Genomic DNA, 16,953 nt, shown 5'->3' on the forward strand with positions numbered 1-16,953 from the left:
GCGATGTCAATACATGACGTCGGTGTCAGGATTTATCGTGTGGGCGCAATAGCGAACGCAGGTCAGCCTGCGAAGGCTTTCTCGATCACGAACTCGGCCGGCGCCGCGTTCGAGCCTTCGGTCAGGCCATGAGCCATCATCAGCGCCTTCAGGTCCTGCGTCATCTGCATCGAACCGCAGATCATCGCCCGGTCGGTGGAGGGGTCGAGTTTTGGCACGCCGAGATCCTCGAACAGTTTGCCGGTCTCGATCAGCGTGGTGATACGGCCCATGCAGTTAGAGGTTTCGCGCGTCGTGCTCGTATAGAGGCGCAACTTGCCTTCGACCATTTCGCCGACCAGCGGGTCATTGACGAGATCGTTCACGAGATTGCGCGAATAGGTCAGCTCGTCGACTTCACGGCACGTATGCGTGACGATAACTTCGTCATAGCGTTCATAGGTTTCCGGATCGCGTACCAGGCTGGCGAAAGGCGCAAAGCCCGTGCCGGTGGAGAACATGTAAAGCCGCTTGCCAAGGGTCAGCGCATCCAACACCAGCGTGCCAGTCGGCTTCTTGCCCAGCAACACCTTGTCGCCCGGCTGGATCGATTGCAGGCGCGATGTCAGCGGGCCGTCCGGCACCTTGATCGAATAGAATTCCAGTTCCTCGTCCCAGGCCGGAGACGCAATGGAATAGGCGCGCAGCAGCGGCTTGCCGTCTTCCTTCGGCAGGCCGATCATCACGAACTCGCCGGTGCGAAACCGAAAGCTCTGCGGGCGTGTGATGCGGAAGCGGAACAGCCTGTCTGTATAATGCTCGACGCTGAGGACGGTTTCCTCGGTCGGCGCGTTCGGGTTCACTCTCGGCGCGGCAGCAGCTGCTGCGGATGCATCGGCGGTCATGGGCGGGCCTCTTCACGGGGTCTGCTAATCAGGTACAGCGCCGCAAATGAAGCCTCGCACCCGCAAAAGCAAGGTAGCAGATGGGCAGTTTAGTTTTCCTGAACGGTCGCAACCTCGGCCATTTCCGGCCAGTCTGACCCCCAGTGAATGTCGGAATCCCTGATCGAATGGGCGCCTTTCAGCTCATAGATATTCTCGTATCCATAGCCGTAGAGATTGATGAATGTCGGCACATTCAGCGCCAGCTGGATGCGTTTCACCATGACCGGCGCGACATTGTCGGTGAAATTATTGTTGCAATAGATCAGGATGCGCGTGGATTTGTCGCCCAAAACCTTGGCCAGTTTCGCGTCGGTGAAGTCTGAGAAATTGAGGTTAACGGCGCCTTCGATATGGCCCATGTGGAAGGCCTCCGAGCTGCGCGTATCCAGCAGGATCGTTCCGGGTTCGGCCTTCATCGCATTGAATGTATCAAGGTCCACAAGCCGCGTCTGGCGATAGGCGGCAAGTTCCCCGCTGAGGCCAACGAAGCCGTCATAGTCGATGAAGGAGTCCGGGGCTTCCTGCGCCTCGGCGCTCGCCAGCAGGCCGCAGCCGACAAAGGCGGCAATCGTGATGATTCCAAGAATGGCATTCCGCTTCGCGCCCACGGGAAGTCTCCTTCGTTTCCCCAGTGTCTTGAATCGTCGCGCGCAAATGCGGCAGGAATAGGGAGGAAGACCGGGCGGTCTGTGTCTATTCGGCAACAAGCACGGGTAAACCAAGGGCCGTCTCGACAGATGACCAGTCGACCAGCTTGAAATTCTGGTCCTGCTCCTTGTTCGGGTTGCCATCGTCCTGCACCACAAGCAGGCCGCGCGGATAGCCGGGCAGGGCGCCCGAGAATACATCCAGTCCATCCGTATGCGTTACTTTGTCGATTCCGGCCGCTGTGTTGGCAATAAGTGTGAAAACGCCCATCACGGCATGCGGCGCCTGGCGTTCGTACACGACATAGCGGTCAGCGGCCTGCGCCGATGCGACAATCCAGCCCTTGCCGTCCTTGCCGCGCCAGATCGAGACGCCCTCGACATCAGCCACCAGTCCGTTTTGGGCGGCAATCGTGTCGATCTCCACGGGAACCGAAGCGGCATCCTTGTAGGCGAGGCTCCAGACGCCGTGGCCCTCTTCACCGATGACCAGTGCGTCATTGGCTTCATCGAACACGCAGCCTTCAAGCTGCGTCGCCAGCTTAACGCTGCGCGCCAGCGTTCCCGTCACGCTGCCTGCGTCGCCGTCCAGTTGCCAAAGCTCGACCGTACCATCCTTGTAGGTAACGCCGGCCAGTCCCATGCTGTCATTTTTCCCGAGGCAGATGCCATAGGGTTCGGTCTTGCCGGTTGGCACATCATTGACGTGTTTCACTTCGCCGGCGCTGCGATCGATCAAAAACACTGAAATGCCCTGAGTGTCGTTGCTGGCAACCGCGATGTCATAGGCCGATCCGGGATCGTGGCGCACATCGACATTGTTGATCGGTCCGATCGGCAGGCGCTGGCGTTCCGATCCGTCCAGCGCGAACACGACCAGGCCTTCCTGCTTGTTCGTGCCGAGGATCAGGGATTGCGCTGCATCGCTCGGATGACGCCATATGGCCGGGTCGTCGGCGCTGTCGCCCGTCGAGCCAGCCGGAACCGTTTCTGCGCTGGCCATGACCCTGGCAACCGGCACGTCCGGTACACTGGCGCAGGCAGCAAGGATCAAGGCGGCGGTACCGGCGAGGACAAGGCGGGTGGGGGTCATGTCAGTCTCCACATGTGTTGAACGAGGCGCCCCGGTCGCCAGACCGGAGCGCAAGGGCAGTCAGGGGCGAGGCCTTAATAGGTCAGGCGCACGCCGGCCTTCGCTGTCCAGGAATAGGTTTCGAATTGCAGCAGGCGGTTGCCCTCCGGACCCTTCTGGAAGGCGAGATAGGGCTCGTCGTTGAGATTGACCCACTCGATGAAGCCCTGCACGCGGTCATTGAAGCGATACTTCGCCGATGCGTCGATCTGGAGGTGATCCTTCACATAACGGTCCGATTCCGCATCGTCGCCGAGTTCATCCAGGTATTCATCACGATAGGACGCGGTAATCCGTCCGGAGAAGCCGCCTTTTTCATAGCCCAGCATGGCGTTGTACGTATGTTTCGAGGCCGCTGGCAGCGGGATGGAGCGCAGGCCGCCATTGCCGTCCGGCACGTCGCCTTCGGCATCGGTATAGGTGTAGTTGAAGCCAACCAGCGTTCCGTCAAGCAGGCCGGGCAGGAAGTCCAGCGCCTGCTGGTAGTTGAATTCCACACCCTTCACCTTCGCCGTATCGCCATTGATCCGGATCTTGGCCTCGTCATAGGCGATGCCGCGATAGGTGCCCGGCTCATCAAAGTTCTGTTCAACGATGAAGTCCTGGACGTCCTTGTAGAAGGCGCCGACCTGGAGCACGCCGCCCGGCGCGAAATAGTATTCCGCGCTGATGTCGCCATTCCAGGCGTGATAGGGATCGAGGTCCGGATTGCCGAATTCGCCTTCGCGCTCGTTGTCGTCATTCTGTTCGACCAGGAACCGGGGGGCCAGGGCGCCGATGCCGGGGCGTACGATACTGGCGAACACGCCGCCGCGTACGATGATATCGGGGGCAAGCTCATATTTGACGTTCACGCTTGGCAGCCAGTCCGTGTAGTCGTTCGAGATCGAAATCGGCGTGATGAAGTTTGTGTCTTCGGTCACGACCACGCCATTATAAGTGGCGTCTTCCTCGACCGTTTCCAGCGTGTTTCCCTTGAGGTCGTCCTGCGTCTGCTCGACGCGCACGCCGCCAATCACTGTCAGCGGTCCGGATTCGTAGCGGCCCTGCACATAGGCCGCAAAGATGTCTTCCTGAACATCGAAATAGGCTGCCGCAGCCTCGAACTCGGTGTCGAAGGCGTCGAGCTCGAAGTCGCTCGCATGGGCGCGATTGAACGCGCGCACCTTGCCAAGGTCCGGCAGCGGGCCGAGATCGGCCAGGCCATAGGTCTGTCCACCTGCGACATCGGCAAGCGTGTAGCCATCGGCGCCGTTGAAGTCCTTGTAGACCTCGTCGATCAGGTTGAAGTCCTTCTCGCGCAATCGCGCCTTGATGCCCATTTTCAGGTCGAACTCACCCGACGCCAGGTTGAAGCGGCGTGTCGCATCGAACTTGCCGGACCATTCCTTGTCGGTCGTCAGGCCGTCCACAATTTCCAGCTTGTCGAATTCATATCCCGACGCGTCCAGGAACAGGCCTTCACCCGACATGATCGCAAATTTGGTCGTTTCGAGGTTCGAGTAGTCGAACATGGCGACCAGTCCGTCGCCATCGAATTTCTGTTCGAAACGGGTCGGGTCCTGGGTTTTGTATTCGTGTTCTTCGGCTTCGGAATACGCGATCTTGTAGTCGAACTTCCAGGTGTCGAGGTCAGTTTCGCCTCCGACCTGGTAGGACTGGATGATCTGGCTCTCGTACCGGTCTTTCAGGTCGCGCTGGACGACAATTTCGCCGTCGGCATCGTCAAACGTCACGGTATCGCCCGATGCGCTTGATGGCGCCTCATCCATCTCGAATGTCAGGCGGCCACGTTTCTCTGTGTCGTCGAACTTGCTGAAGATGCCGCGGGCATAGAGCTCGGTTGCATCGCCGACTTTCCAGTCGAAGGACAGGGATGCGCCGATACGTTCGCGCTCCACGTCATAGTCACGATACTCGACCGTGTCCGCATACACGACGCCGCCGTCTTCGTCCCACCCGTCCATTTCCATGTTGTCGGTCGAAGTTTTGCGATTGTAGAAGGACAGGCCGCCCGCAATTCCGAACCTGTCGGACATCGGGATCGAGAAGTCGATCGAGGCTTTCGGCGACGTTTCGCCCGACAGGTCATTGTAGGACCCTTCGGCTTTGGCGCTGACAAACAGGTCGTCGCGGTCAAATGCCTTGGTCGTGTTGATTTCGATGGAGGCGCCGATCGTGTCGGCGTCCATATCGGGTGTCAGCGTTTTCTTGACCTGGATGGATTCAACAAGCTCAGAGGCCACAACGTCCAGCGCAACGGCGCGCGTGTCAGCTTCTGGCGATGGCAGGCGCACACCGTTGACCGATGCGGCATTCAGGCTTGGATCAAGTCCGCGTACGGAGATGAACCGGCCTTCGCCCTGGTCGTCGAGGATGTTGACGCCCGTGAGGCGGCGCGTGGATTCGGCAACGTTCTGGTCCGGGAACTGGCCGATGGCGTCGCGCGTAACAACGCTTTCGACAGTGTCAGAGGCGCGCTGGCGTGCAATGGCGCTTTCCATCATTGCACGCTGGCCAACAACGAGCACTGTGTCGAGCCGGGCGTCGGCGTCTTCATCTGTCGATTGGGCAGAAGCAGGTGCCGAGAGGCACAGGCTGATCGATGCCAGCGCGGTCGATAGAAGTAGAGTTTTGTATCGCATATTCATGGTAGCCCCCTGAAAAGAATGGGCACCGCATAGGCCGCGACCATGACAAGCGCGCGACACTTCTTCTTCTGAAATACGACAATTATGCTTCGGGAAAATCGATCGGACGAAAGTGTGGTTGCGGCGCAACAAATTCAGGATTCCTGTAAGAAAAGTGCTGGTCCGACTACAGAAAACCGGATGTGATTCCTCGGGCGTCCGGCTGCCTCGGCGAGGCAGGGCAAGCTTTCGACGCGCGTAAGTGAAGTGCGATACTTCAGAACATGAAGCGCAATGCTTCATTTCCCGAACTACCGAAATCATCACTCGAATGCGATGTCCGAAAAATCGCCGGGTTGTCCGGAAGCATACAAAAAGGGAGAATACCAATGGTTCGGTTCATTGCCGTCTTTTACAGCCTCGCCTGCTACGCCATAGGTGTCGCAGCACTCGTCTTGCTCATTCTTTTCATCGCCGACCTCTACGTGCCGGTCACAGTCAATACAGGTTCGCCATTCGCGCCCGGCCTGACAGGCCTTCCGGCCATTGCGTGGAATGTTGCCCTCATCGCGATCTGGGGCGCCCAGCACACGTTCATGGCAAGTCCCGGCTTCAAGGCCTGGTGGACCCAATACATGCCGGCGCGGATTGAACGGAGCACCTACCTGATCTTCGTCGCGATAATGACCGTCGGCCTTGTCGCATTCTGGGTGCCGTTGCCGACCACGATCTGGGATATCTCCGGCACGCTCGCCGGGAACGGCCTGCTGGCAATCTACTTCTTCGGCTGGGCGCTCACCCTGTTCGCAACATTCCTGATCAATCATTTCCACCTGTTCGGCCTGCAACAGGCCTGGCAACAGATCGACCATACCGAGTCAAAGGAGAATACGTTCCGTACGCCGCTTCTCTACAAGCTCGTACGCCATCCGATGATGACCGGCATGATCGTGTCGCTTTGGGCGATCCCTCACCTGACTGTCAGCCGGCTGGTCCTGACAATTGCCTTCACGGTCTACATCGCGATTGGCATTCACTTCGAGGAAAAGACCTTGGTCGCTGACCTGGGCGAAGATTACGAAGCCTACCGCCGCACGACGCCCGGCCTCATCCCCGGCATGCCTGTCCCAGGCAAGGCCGCCAGCGCCTAGGGTGGTCCGCTTCAGCCCACTGGGAAGCGCCCCATGCGTTCTTCCCAGTGGCGCCGGCAGAGGGACAGGTAGGTCGCTTTCTCGATGCTGACCTGATCGCCCTCCGTCAGTGCCTTGCCGTCCGGTCCGAGGCGGACGACCATGGTCGCCTTGCTGCCGCATTCGCAGATCGTGCGTATCTCGCGCAAATTGTCGGCAATCGCCAGCAGCGCCGCAGACCCTTCGAACAGCTCGCCCTGGAAATCGGTCCGCAATCCATAGGCCAGCACAGGCACGTGCAGGTAGTCAGTCACACGGGCCAGTTGCCACACCTGCTTCTTGGTCAGGAATTGTGCCTCGTCGACAAAGATCGCGTCGAGTCGCCCCTTGGCCATGACATCCTGCACCAGGGCGAACAGGTCGACCGTGTCGGAATAAAGCGTCGCCTCGGAACTGATCCCGATGCGCGAGGAAATATGCCCGTCACTGTCATCGCGATACAGCGCCGACGTCAGCATCAGCACGTCCATGCCGCGCTCGCGGTAATTGTGCGCCGCCTGCAGCAGGATCGTCGACTTGCCTGCATTCATCGCAGCATAGGAAAAATAGAGCTTGGCCATGGTTCACCGCATCAGGTTTCGTCCGAAGCGCTCATCCTGAACGACGTCCAGTGATGGGCGCGGGCAAGGCAGTTGGTCCCGGACTATTCCAGCGCTTTCGCGATGCCTTCCCGGCGGGGATCGGCAGCGCCTTCAAGGCCGTTGTCGCGCACCACGATGACGTGCAGCCCGGAATTCTCGCCGGTCCGCTCTTCGACATTGTACCCCATCTGGCGGAGCGTTTCCGCCTTCTGGAGGCCATCAGCCCGGTCGACCTCGACGCCGACCGTATCGCCGCGGGCAATGATGTTGGGCAGGTCGACCGATTCCTGTGCCGTCAGTCCCCATTCCAGGACGCCGACAAGCGTCTTGGCGACATAGGCAATGATCGAATTGCCGCCCGGCGAACCGGTCACCATGAACAGGTCGCCGCCCTCATCGAACACCAGCGTCGGCGACATCGAACTGCGCGGGCGCTTGCCAGAGGCCGGGGCGTTCGCCACCGGCTGGCCGCCTGCGGTCGGGGCACGCGAGAAGTCGGTCAGCTGGTTGTTCAGCAGGAATCCGTGCGTCATGCGCGACGAGCCAAAGGCGGCTTCCACCGTCGCCGTCATCGACACGGCGTTGCCGTCGGTGTCAATGATCGAGATATGCGTCGTTCCCGGCTGGTGCTCTGTCTTGTCCTGGCCCCACATGCCGATCATCGGGTCGCGGCCGAGGGCGATGCCCGGATCACCCGGCGTCGCGTGTGCATCCGGTGCGAAGGCTTCTTTTGCGCGCACCTTGATATAGTCCGGATTGATCAGGTCTGCTGTTGGCACGGTCACCTTGTCGGCATCGGCGACATAATAGTCGCGGTCGGCATAGGCCAGGCGCTGGGCGTCGACGAAAATCCTGAGGAAATAGTCCTCGCTGACGCGCATGTTCGGGCCGGGCTTCATCTGGTCATAAAGGCCCATGATCTCGTTCTGGGCGATCCCGCCGGAGCTCGGCGGCGGCGCGGAGCAGATCCTGTAGCCGGTTGGCAGCATGCCGCAGACGGCCGGTCGTGTCTTGACCGTGTAATTGGACAGGTCTTCCAGCGTCATGTTGCCCCCTTCGGGGCCCGCATTCGTGGCCTCAACGATGCCGGCCGCAATGTCGCCTTTGTAGAAGGCGCTGGGGCCTTCAGCTGCGATGGCTTTCAGTGTGGCGGCATAGTCGGGATTGTCGCGCACAAAGCCGACGGCCAAGGGCGCACCATCCGGATAGAAATAGGCGGCGGTGACCGGGTTGTCGTCAAGGTTGATGAATGAGCGCAAGCGCTCTGACGCCAGTGCCTCGTGCAGCTTCTTCCCGACCTCGAAGCCCTCTTCAGCAAGCTTGATGGCAGGCGCGAAATTCGCGGCCCAGTCGCCGGTTCCGGCTGCGTCATGGGCAGCCTTGTAGAGCGCAACCTGGCCCGGCACGCCCACCGACCGGCCCGATTGCCAGGCCTCGATGAATCCCATCACCTCGCCGTCCTTGATGAAATGTTCGGGCGTCGTGGAGGCCGGGGCCATTTCGCGACCGTCGAAGACAGTGATCTCGTCCCTGGCGCGGTCGTAATAGACCATGAACGCGCCGCCACCGAGGCCGGAACTTTCCGGTTCGACAAGGCCCAGCACGGCATGAACGGCAATGGCCGCATCGATGGCGTTGCCACCGTTGCGCATCACTTCCAGCCCGGCCTCGACCGCCAGCGGGTTGGCAGCAGCGACCATGGCCCCCTTGGTCCAGCTCAGGTCGCCCAGCGGCGGGCTCAATGTTTCGGCTGTCTCAGCCGCCTCGCGGGCAGCCTCCGCCGTCGATGACACAGTGTCTTTTGCGGGCGCGCAGGCCGCGAGCGCGAGGCCCGCAAGCGCCACGAAGGGCAGCGTCGCGGAACGCGAGGAAATGTAGGAACGGCGAAACATGAAAAACCCTTTGCTTGGCGCAGTGTGCGGCTGACCTTATGAGATGGGTGCAGGAATGAAAAGACAAAGGCAGACATGATGGCAAAGCCGGGTGCAAAGAACCTGATAACGGACGTCCCCGGCATCAAAATTGGGCAGGCAGAAGATATTTCCGTGCGCACGGGCACCACGGTGATTCTCGCCGACAATCCGGTCGTTGCGGCTGTCTGTGTCGCCGGTGGTGGTCCCGGAACGCGCGAAACAGACTTGCTCGCCGGTGGCACCCTGGTCGATGCAGTGGATGCGATCGTCCTGTCCGGAGGCAGCGCATTCGGCCTTGCCGCCGCGGACGGCGTGGCGGCGGGCCTGAAAAAGGCAGGGCGCGGATTCGGCCTGATCGACCTGCCCAGCGTGCCGAAATCGCCCATCGTGCCCTCGGCTATCCTCTATGACCTTGCCAATGGCGGCAACAAGGACTGGGGAGACGTCTCGCCCTATGCCGCGCTGGGCCGCAAGGCCTATGACACGGCGTCGGGCACGTTCAAGCTGGGTCGGGCAGGGGCAGGCTTCGGCGCCGCTGCCGGGGCGCATCTCGGTGGAACGGGCTCGGCGAGCATCGTCATGAAGGACAAGGTCACGATCGGTGCGCTCGCAGCGGTCAATTGCTATGGATCGGTCTACATGCCCGACACAGATGCCTTCTGGGCCTGGCCGTACGAGATTGATGGCGAGTTTGGCGGCGCCCGTCCGCCAGCCGATTTCGCCATGGACCCGGAAGACTGGGGCGCGGCAAAGATGAATCCCGGTCTCGGGCAGAACACGACCATCGCCTGTATCGCCACCGATGCCACCCTGACGCCAGACCAGGCCAAACGCGTGGCCCAGATGGCCCTGTCGGGTTTCTCGCGCGCCATCCGGCCTGTCTTCGCGCCATTTGACGGCGATGCGGTGTTCGTGCTGGCCACGGGCAAGCGCCCCCTCGCCGATCCGGCCCCGGCAACGGTCGCTCGCATCGGTGAACTTGCCGCCAGCACATTGGCGCGCGCCATCGCCCGGGGCGTGTATACTGCCGGCAAGACAAAGGGAGGGATGTCATGAAACCATTCGCCAGATGGGGCCTCGCGCTCGGCACGCTGGCGCTGGCCACGGCCTGTGTCGTGGCGGGCAGAGATGCCGATCCTGCCGACTGGCCGGGCATGGCTTCGATGCAGTCGGTCCAGGGCCGCGACATCTACCATGAGTGCGGCGCCACCATGATTTCCGAAAGCTGGGCCCTGACCGCCGCGCATTGTGTCGAGACGGCTCGTATCGAAAACGGCCGGCGCGCCATCCAGTACGTGCCTGATGAAGACGGCCAGCTTGTTCGCTTCGGGCCCATCACCGTCACCATCGGGGCAGGGGACCTGCGACGCGTGAAGAAGGGCACCGTATTCTTGGTCAAGGGCATCGTCGTTCATCCCGACTACAAACGCGGCAGGCCCGAACGTGGCCATGACCTCGCCCTCCTCAATATTGACGGTCTCTGGACCGGCCCCGTGTCCCGGATCGATGGCCTGACGGGCGATGCCGGCGCGATGGCCGAGCCCTGGTCCGAACTCGTCGTCGCTGGCTATGGCAAGATCGGCGAGGAGGCGGCTGGACAGGAAGCCTTCAGCCGGACCGGCCGCCACCTCAGCGCCCCCATGATGGTCCTGCAGGAGGGCTTCGTGCCCCCCGTCGCCGCTGAGACCTGCAAGACCCAAATTGAGGGCCTGATCAAGGATTATGGCTACGGCGTGGACTATTCCGGCGTTACCGTGTCACCCGAATTGCAGCTCTGCGCTGGTACCGGCTATTCAAACTCCTGCCAGGGCGACAGCGGCGGCCCGCTGGTGCAGCGCGGAACCGACGCGGTGCCGGTTCAGGTTGGCGTAGTGAGCTGGGGCCTCGGTTGTGGCCGGGCAGACAGTCCCGGGGTCTATATGCGTGTCTCGGCCTATGCCGACTGGATATCCACTACCACGGGCATCCGCCGCAACACGGCCCCTGCTGCCCCCTGACCACTCCCTTGGCGCGGCCTGAATTGGCCCGAAGCCCAACCCGGGTTATGATCATGGTTCAAGGGACGAATGATCATGCAACAGGTCGGACTGCGCCCATCGGTGATTTTCAAGTCGGCCATGCTGGCCGTCCTTGCCCTATGGATGGTGGCGACGCCCGCCGCCGCCAGGCAGGTAATCGGCGGCGTTGATGCCAATGCCGAGGACTGGCCAGGCATCGCCTCCCTGCAGTCAATACAGGGCAGCGGACTCTATCATGAGTGCGGCGCCACGATGATCAGCGAGACATGGGCCCTGACGGCCGCGCACTGTGTCGAGACGGCCCGGGTCGAGGCCGTCGGTCGCGCGGTGCAATATGTCCCCGACGCGGAAGGGAACCTGGTCCGGTTCGGGCCGATCATTCTCGTTATCGGCAATAGCGACCTGCGCCGCATGGCAGCCGGATCAGTCTTCCCTGTCAGTCGGATCGTCATCCATCCCGACTATCGACCAGGCCACCCCGAGACCGGCAATGACATCGCGCTCCTGCGCATCGCGGGGACATGGACCGGCCCCGTCGCCACGCTCCAGGCCGTGGCGGATGAAGGCGAGGATGACGACGTGTTCTATGTTGCCGGCTATGGCAACACCGAAGAAGACGGCACCGGTGAGCGGGCAGTCAGCCGCTCCGGCCGTCACCTCAGCGCTCCCAGGATGCGCTTGCAGGAGGGCAGGGTGCCTGGCGTGAGCGGCGCAGCCTGCATGTCCCAAATCGCCCATCTGATCAGTGAATATGGCCTTGAAGACACCCATGGCCACGTCACCATCCGTCCCGGAACACAGATTTGCGCAGGCGATGGCTTCAGCGATTCCTGCCAGGGTGACAGCGGCGGCCCGCTAGTCCGCCATGGCAGTACGGGCAAGCCGGTCCAGGTCGGAATCGTCAGCTGGGGCCTTGGCTGCGGCCGGGCGGAAAGCCCCGGAATCTATACAAGAGTCGCTGCCTTCACCGACTGGGTTCGCAGCACGGTCGATGCTGAGGCCGCAGCCTCGGTGCCCTGAGTGCAGTTTTACCCAGAAACCCGTGTCAGACAGGCTTGCAAGGGCGGAAACCTGCCTGTATGTGTCCGCCTTCTTTAGGCAGGCACCCGTAGCTCAGCTGGATAGAGCACCAGACTACGAATCTGGGGGTCAGGAGTTCGAATCTCTTCGGGTGCGCCATAAGGACAGGGTTTCAGACCGAAACGCCGGGTTCCAGGTTTCAGGCGGGATCACATATTGCCTGACCCGGTTCGTTATCCCGGAGTTCAGGGGTGGATACGGCGATAATTCGTCAAATGATGTCGCGCGTACTTACTTGGCCGCTCAAGCATAGAGATGCATTTTAGTTGTATTCCCCAACAGGGTGAATTCTGTGTGGGCAACAAGTGCAGAAATGCAGGCTGTTTTCATTGATTCTTGTGAGTCGGCTCGATGACAGTCCTGCAATTTTTGGAAGTATAAATTTCAATCAGACGCGGTCCGTAGGACCCTTATTTGCAGTCAAGCAAGCTTGGCAAAAAACCAGTCCGTCATAATAAATACAAAAAATATACAATAAAATCATGTGGATGCGCGAAATTTCTTCTGCGAAACCAGCGATTTTCCAGCTGCAGTTTTGTTAAATCAATATTCACCACATTCTTCATAGGTGGACGAAATGTTAGGTTCACAGCTGAAATGCTGAGGCCCTGCAGGACGCCTCGCATGTCGTCGAATGACTGCTTGCGAATATGAAACGATGATTTGGTCTCGATACGCGGAGTGCAATCGATGAAGTTCGTAAGCAGAATGAAACTATCCTGGAAATTGCCGCTGGCGATTGTCGCGCTCAGCTTGATAACTGCGGTTGTCACGGCTGAGCTTTCATACAGGGATGCGAGTTCGGCAATCGAACATCAGGCCGAAACCCGGCTGATGGCGAGTTTGAAGGCGCATGAAGAGTCGATCGCCATCTGGTACGAGAGCGCCGAGAAGGACCTGGTTTCGCAGAGCGAAAACCCGGCAGTGCATGAGGCGGTCGCCGAGTTTTCTGCCGCTTGGTCGGGCATTGCAGGCGATCCATCATCCTACCTGCAGAACTGGTATGTTCAGAAAAACCCAAATCCTGCCGGCGCCAAGGCGCGACTCGACTATGCCGGCGACAATTCGGAATACAGCGACGTTCACAAGAAGTACCATCCTTACTTCCGCTCAATGGTGGACGAGCAGGGCTATTACGATGTCTTCCTGTTCGATCGGGCCGGTAACCTCGTCTACTCGGTTGCCAAGGAATCCGATTTCGCGACCAATTTCGTTTCGGGGCAGTGGGCCAGTTCAGACCTGGGCCAGGCATTCGAAGGTGCGCGCGCCAATGCGAGCTCCGGCAAAACGACCTTCTTCGACCTGGCAGCCTATGGGCCAAGCAATGGCGATGCAGCGAGCTTCAAGGCGGTCGCGATCAAGGATCATTCCGGCAACTTTATCGGAGTCCTGGCTTTCAAGATGGATGCTGGCAGCCTGAACCACCTGATGCAGCACACGCCTGGTCTCGGTGAAACCGGTGAAGCAATGCTCATTGGTGCCGACCACCTCATGCGCAATGATTCGCTGCACACCAAGGAAAACGACATTCTCGCGACAAAGGTCGACAATCACGCTGTCGAGGAGGCGCTGAAAGGCAATTACGGCGTGACCAAGGTCGCGAGCATCAAAAACCAGCCAGCGCTGGCAGCGTACGAGCCTGTCTCGATCGGCGGCGTGAAAATGGCCCTTCTGGCAGAGCAGGACATCGCTGAACTGATGGAACCTGCGATCGAGATGCGCAACAAGATGATGATCCAGATTGGCATCGCTGCCATCGTGATCGCCTTTGTCGGCTTCCTCTTCTCGCGGTCGATCACCCGCCCGTTGACCGGTATTGGCGGCGCCATGACCGAGATCGCCGAAGACAAGTTCGACACCGTTGTTCCGGCACTTAGCCGCGGTGACGAAATCGGCGACATGGCCCGCATCCTCGACCAGTTCAGAAGCCAGCTGCAGCATGCGCACCAGATGAAGCAAGAGCAGGCACGGATCGTTGACGATCTTGGCAAGGCCCTTGGCAAACTGTCAGCAGGCGACCTGACCTACCGGCTCAACACGCCCTTCTCGGCCGACTATGAGCAGCTTCGCAGCGACTTTAACGACACCATGGCGAATCTCGAAGATTCCTTTGGTTCGGTCATCGTGAACGCAGGCCAGATTGGCGATAGCGCCCGTGAAATCAGCCAGGCGGCAGACGACCTGTCGCGCCGGACTGAAAACCAGGCGGCTACGCTTGAAGAAACGGCTGCGGCACTCGAGCAGATGACATCGAGCGTCAATTCGACGGCCGATGGTGCCAAGAAAGCCAATGTTCTTGTTTCCGCCACTCGCAAGAGTGCCGAGGACAGCGGGAATATCGTCAGCGAAGCTGTCAAGGCAATGAGCAGCATCGAGCAGTCCTCTGACCAGATCTCGCAGATCATTGGTGTGATCGACGATATCGCATTCCAGACCAATCTTCTGGCACTGAACGCTGGTGTCGAGGCGGCACGGGCAGGGGATGCAGGGCGCGGATTTGCCGTGGTTGCATCTGAGGTCCGGGCCCTTGCCCAGCGCTCGTCCGAGGCTGCCAAGGAAATCAAGACGCACATTTCGCAGAGCTCGAAGAACGTTGCGAACGGCGTTGAAAACGTTGGTCAGACAGGTCAGGCACTCCGCGAAATCATCGAATCGGTGGCGAAAGTCAGCGCAGCGGTGGCAGAGATTTCGTCTGCGGCCCAGGAACAGGCCATGGGTCTCACGGAAATCAACTCCGCTGTGAACCAGCTGGATCAGGTCACGCAGCAAAACGCGGCAATGGTTGAAGAATCAACGGCTGCTAGCGCAACGCTGACCCAGGATGCCGAAGAGCTGGTCCGCCTGATGGCCAAGTTCAAGCTGACCGGCGGATCGCCGTCCAAGCCGGCGGCTGCCAAAGGCCACGCGCCGAAAGCAAATCCGGTTGCCCAGCAGCAAAAGAAAGTAGCTGCCTTTGCCGCAACGCAGGGTTCCAGTGCGCTGAAGCTCGAATTGGAAGAAAACGATAACGATTGGGAAAACTTCTAGCCTTATGCCCGAGCGGAACCGGGGCTTCCGGTCCGCTCGGGCCCCTATTTTTTCTGAATTTGCCGAGGCTTCCAAGGTATGCCAATCCGAGTCCTGATCGTTGATGATTCCCCAACCATCCGCGCGATCATCAAGCAGGTCTTGCGGACTGACAAAGATATCCTGGTCGTAGGCGAAGCGGCAGACCCCTTTGAGGCACGTGAAGCCATCAAAGCGTTGTCGCCGGACGTGATTACACTTGACGTCGAGATGCCCCGGATGAGCGGGATGGAATTTCTCGAGAAGCTGATGCGGCTGCGTCCCATGCCGGTAATCATGGTTTCATCGCTGACAAACACAGGGGCGGAAAAGGCAATCGAAGCGCTCGCTCTGGGAGCCGTCGATTGCATCGGAAAGCCAACCAGCAATACCGCAGGCGCAGCATTCCTGGAGCTGCCCGAGAAGATCAAGGCAGCCGCGCAAGCGCGCACTGACGCGCTACCCCCTAAGGTCCAGGCTCCAGCGCGGCCAAACGCGTTCAAGCCAAATGGCAATGTGGTGGTGATAGGATCCTCGACAGGGGGTGTTGATGCACTGATGCGGCTGATCGGGTCGTTTCCGGAAAATTGCCCGCCCACGCTCATTACACAGCACATGCCGGGTGGTTTTACCCGAAGCTTCGCCGCACGGCTGGACCAGAATTGCGCGCCGAGGGTCTGCGAGGCCACCGATGGTGCGCCACTGGAAACCGGCCAGATTTATCTTGCGCCAGGCGGTTCGCGCCACCTGACGCTTTCAGGACGCCACCGGAAGACATGTTCCCTGACAGAAGGAGGCCTGGTCAACGGCCATTGTCCGTCTGTCGATGAACTGTTCCATTCGGCAGCAGTCCTCGGAGAGAAGGTGGTCGGGGTAATCCTGACCGGGATGGGACGTGACGGGGCCGTTGGCGCCAAGGCCATTCGCGATAGTGGCGGTGCCATGATCGGGCAGGATGAGAGGACGTCGGTCGTCTACGGCATGCCAAAGGTCGCATACGAATTGGGGGGCATCCAGCAACAATTGCCGTTGGGAATGATCGCAGGTGCGATTCTCGACCGGTGTGAGGACCGCCGATGACTCTTTCACGATCAAAACCCTCTTCCCTCAGCCGGCCGGGGCACAGAAACATCATTCAGGGCGAATACGCCACGTCTGGAGACCCGGACGCCATGTTCACGACGATCCTTGGCTCCTGTGTTGCGGTCTGCCTGCATGATCCTGACTTGCGTATCGGGGGCATGAACCATTTCCTGCTTCCAGCCCGCGAATGCTCAAGCGGTGCCGAAGTGGTCTTCGGCCTTCACGCAATGGAATTGCTGATCAACGACCTTCTCAAGCGCGGTGCAATCAAGACGCGGCTGAGGGCGAAGCTTTTCGGCGGTGCACGCATGATTGAAGGCCTGTCGGACGTCGGGGCGCGGAATGCGGACTTTGCGCGATCTTTTATCAGGGACGACGGCATCGCCCTCACGGGCGAAAGCCTGGGTGGCACGCAGGCCCGGCGGATCAGGTTCAAGCCGCATACCGGGGAAGCGCAGCAGCTCCTGCTTGGTGCCGCCTCGACGGTGAGCGTGCCGAAGCCGGCCAAAGTGGCGCCACCCCCGTCACAAACCGACATGGACGTCGAACTGTTCTGATCTGCCTGGGTCAAGCCGAGATTCAAGTCGCGCATGGCGACCGCACTTCTATTTGGTCGGGTTGGATCGCTGTCGCCAGTTCCGGGTTGCCGTCAGGCGCCGCGTGCGCGCCGAGTCGTGAGCAAATTGGATAGAGTCTCGCCTGGCGGAT

Annotated in this window: 13 protein-coding genes and 1 tRNA gene; 8 read left to right on the forward strand and 6 right to left on the reverse strand. The window is 60.3% G+C overall.

Translation table 11 applies throughout. The features are described 5' to 3' along the window. Positions 1–62: 62 nt before the first annotated feature. From AC0L7I_RS05835 to AC0L7I_RS05850, 4 genes are all read right to left on the reverse strand, one after another. On the reverse strand, positions 63–884 hold the full coding sequence (locus AC0L7I_RS05835) for a ferredoxin--NADP reductase (RefSeq protein WP_473398606.1): 822 nt from the start codon (positions 882–884) through the stop codon (positions 63–65). Positions 885–973: 89 nt separating this feature from the next. Continuing rightward, on the reverse strand, positions 974–1,534 hold the full coding sequence (locus tag AC0L7I_RS05840) for a rhodanese-like domain-containing protein (RefSeq protein WP_473398607.1): 561 nt from the start codon (positions 1,532–1,534) through the stop codon (positions 974–976). Between the two features lie 85 nt (positions 1,535–1,619). Then, positions 1,620–2,666 carry a phytase gene (locus AC0L7I_RS05845; protein WP_473398608.1) on the reverse strand — a complete coding sequence of 349 codons (1,047 nt, stop codon included), beginning with the start codon at positions 2,664–2,666 and terminating at the stop codon, positions 1,620–1,622. Between the two features lie 74 nt (positions 2,667–2,740). Next, positions 2,741–5,350: a TonB-dependent receptor gene (locus AC0L7I_RS05850; RefSeq protein WP_473398609.1), complete on the reverse strand. Its 2,610-nt coding sequence runs from the start codon at positions 5,348–5,350 to the stop codon at positions 2,741–2,743. Between the two features lie 374 nt (positions 5,351–5,724). Between AC0L7I_RS05850 and AC0L7I_RS05855 the strand changes: the two genes are divergently transcribed. After that, positions 5,725–6,486, forward strand: a complete 762-nt coding sequence (locus AC0L7I_RS05855; RefSeq protein ID WP_473398610.1) for a methyltransferase family protein — start codon at positions 5,725–5,727, stop codon at positions 6,484–6,486. Between the two features lie 11 nt (positions 6,487–6,497). Here the strand turns inward: AC0L7I_RS05855 and AC0L7I_RS05860 are convergent, their stop codons facing one another. Together AC0L7I_RS05860 and ggt are read right to left on the reverse strand one after the other, a co-directional pair. Further along, positions 6,498–7,085 (reverse strand): thymidine kinase, encoded by a 588-nt coding sequence (locus tag AC0L7I_RS05860; RefSeq protein ID WP_473398611.1) that lies wholly within the window; start codon positions 7,083–7,085, stop codon positions 6,498–6,500. Between the two features lie 83 nt (positions 7,086–7,168). After that, positions 7,169–8,998, reverse strand: coding sequence for a gamma-glutamyltransferase (ggt, locus tag AC0L7I_RS05865; protein ID WP_473398612.1), 1,830 nt, complete (start codon positions 8,996–8,998; stop codon positions 7,169–7,171). A 75-nt stretch (positions 8,999–9,073) separates the two neighbouring features. Here ggt and AC0L7I_RS05870 point away from each other — a divergent pair, with 75 nt between their 5' ends. The 7 genes from AC0L7I_RS05870 to AC0L7I_RS05900 all read left to right on the forward strand — a co-directional run bounded on the left by AC0L7I_RS05870 (position 9,074) and on the right by AC0L7I_RS05900 (position 16,802). Further along, positions 9,074–10,075, forward strand: coding sequence for a P1 family peptidase (locus tag AC0L7I_RS05870; RefSeq protein WP_473398613.1), 1,002 nt, complete (start codon positions 9,074–9,076; stop codon positions 10,073–10,075). Further along, on the forward strand, positions 10,072–11,016 hold the full coding sequence (locus AC0L7I_RS05875) for a S1 family serine peptidase (RefSeq protein WP_473398614.1): 945 nt from the start codon (positions 10,072–10,074) through the stop codon (positions 11,014–11,016). Before AC0L7I_RS05870 ends, AC0L7I_RS05875 begins: the two co-directional genes overlap by 4 nt. A gap of 75 nt (positions 11,017–11,091) precedes the next feature. Next, complete coding sequence (locus tag AC0L7I_RS05880) at positions 11,092–12,057, forward strand: S1 family peptidase (RefSeq protein WP_473398615.1); 966 nt, start codon at positions 11,092–11,094, stop codon at positions 12,055–12,057. An 82-nt stretch (positions 12,058–12,139) separates the two neighbouring features. Next, positions 12,140–12,216, forward strand: a tRNA-Arg gene (locus AC0L7I_RS05885). 609 nt (positions 12,217–12,825) lie between these two features. Further along, the gene (locus AC0L7I_RS05890; protein WP_473398616.1) at positions 12,826–15,144 is read left to right on the forward strand and encodes a methyl-accepting chemotaxis protein; all 2,319 of its coding nucleotides are present in this window, start codon (positions 12,826–12,828) and stop codon (positions 15,142–15,144) included. A 78-nt stretch (positions 15,145–15,222) separates the two neighbouring features. Continuing rightward, a complete protein-coding gene (locus AC0L7I_RS05895; protein ID WP_473398617.1) occupies positions 15,223–16,242 on the forward strand; it encodes a protein-glutamate methylesterase/protein-glutamine glutaminase in 1,020 nt (339 codons plus the stop codon). A gap of 92 nt (positions 16,243–16,334) precedes the next feature. Beyond that, positions 16,335–16,802 carry a chemotaxis protein CheD gene (locus AC0L7I_RS05900; protein ID WP_473398618.1) on the forward strand — a complete coding sequence of 156 codons (468 nt, stop codon included), beginning with the start codon at positions 16,335–16,337 and terminating at the stop codon, positions 16,800–16,802. The last annotated feature ends 151 nt before the right edge of the window (positions 16,803–16,953 follow it).

Source organism: Hyphomonas sp. J20-32 (genome assembly GCF_055808555.1).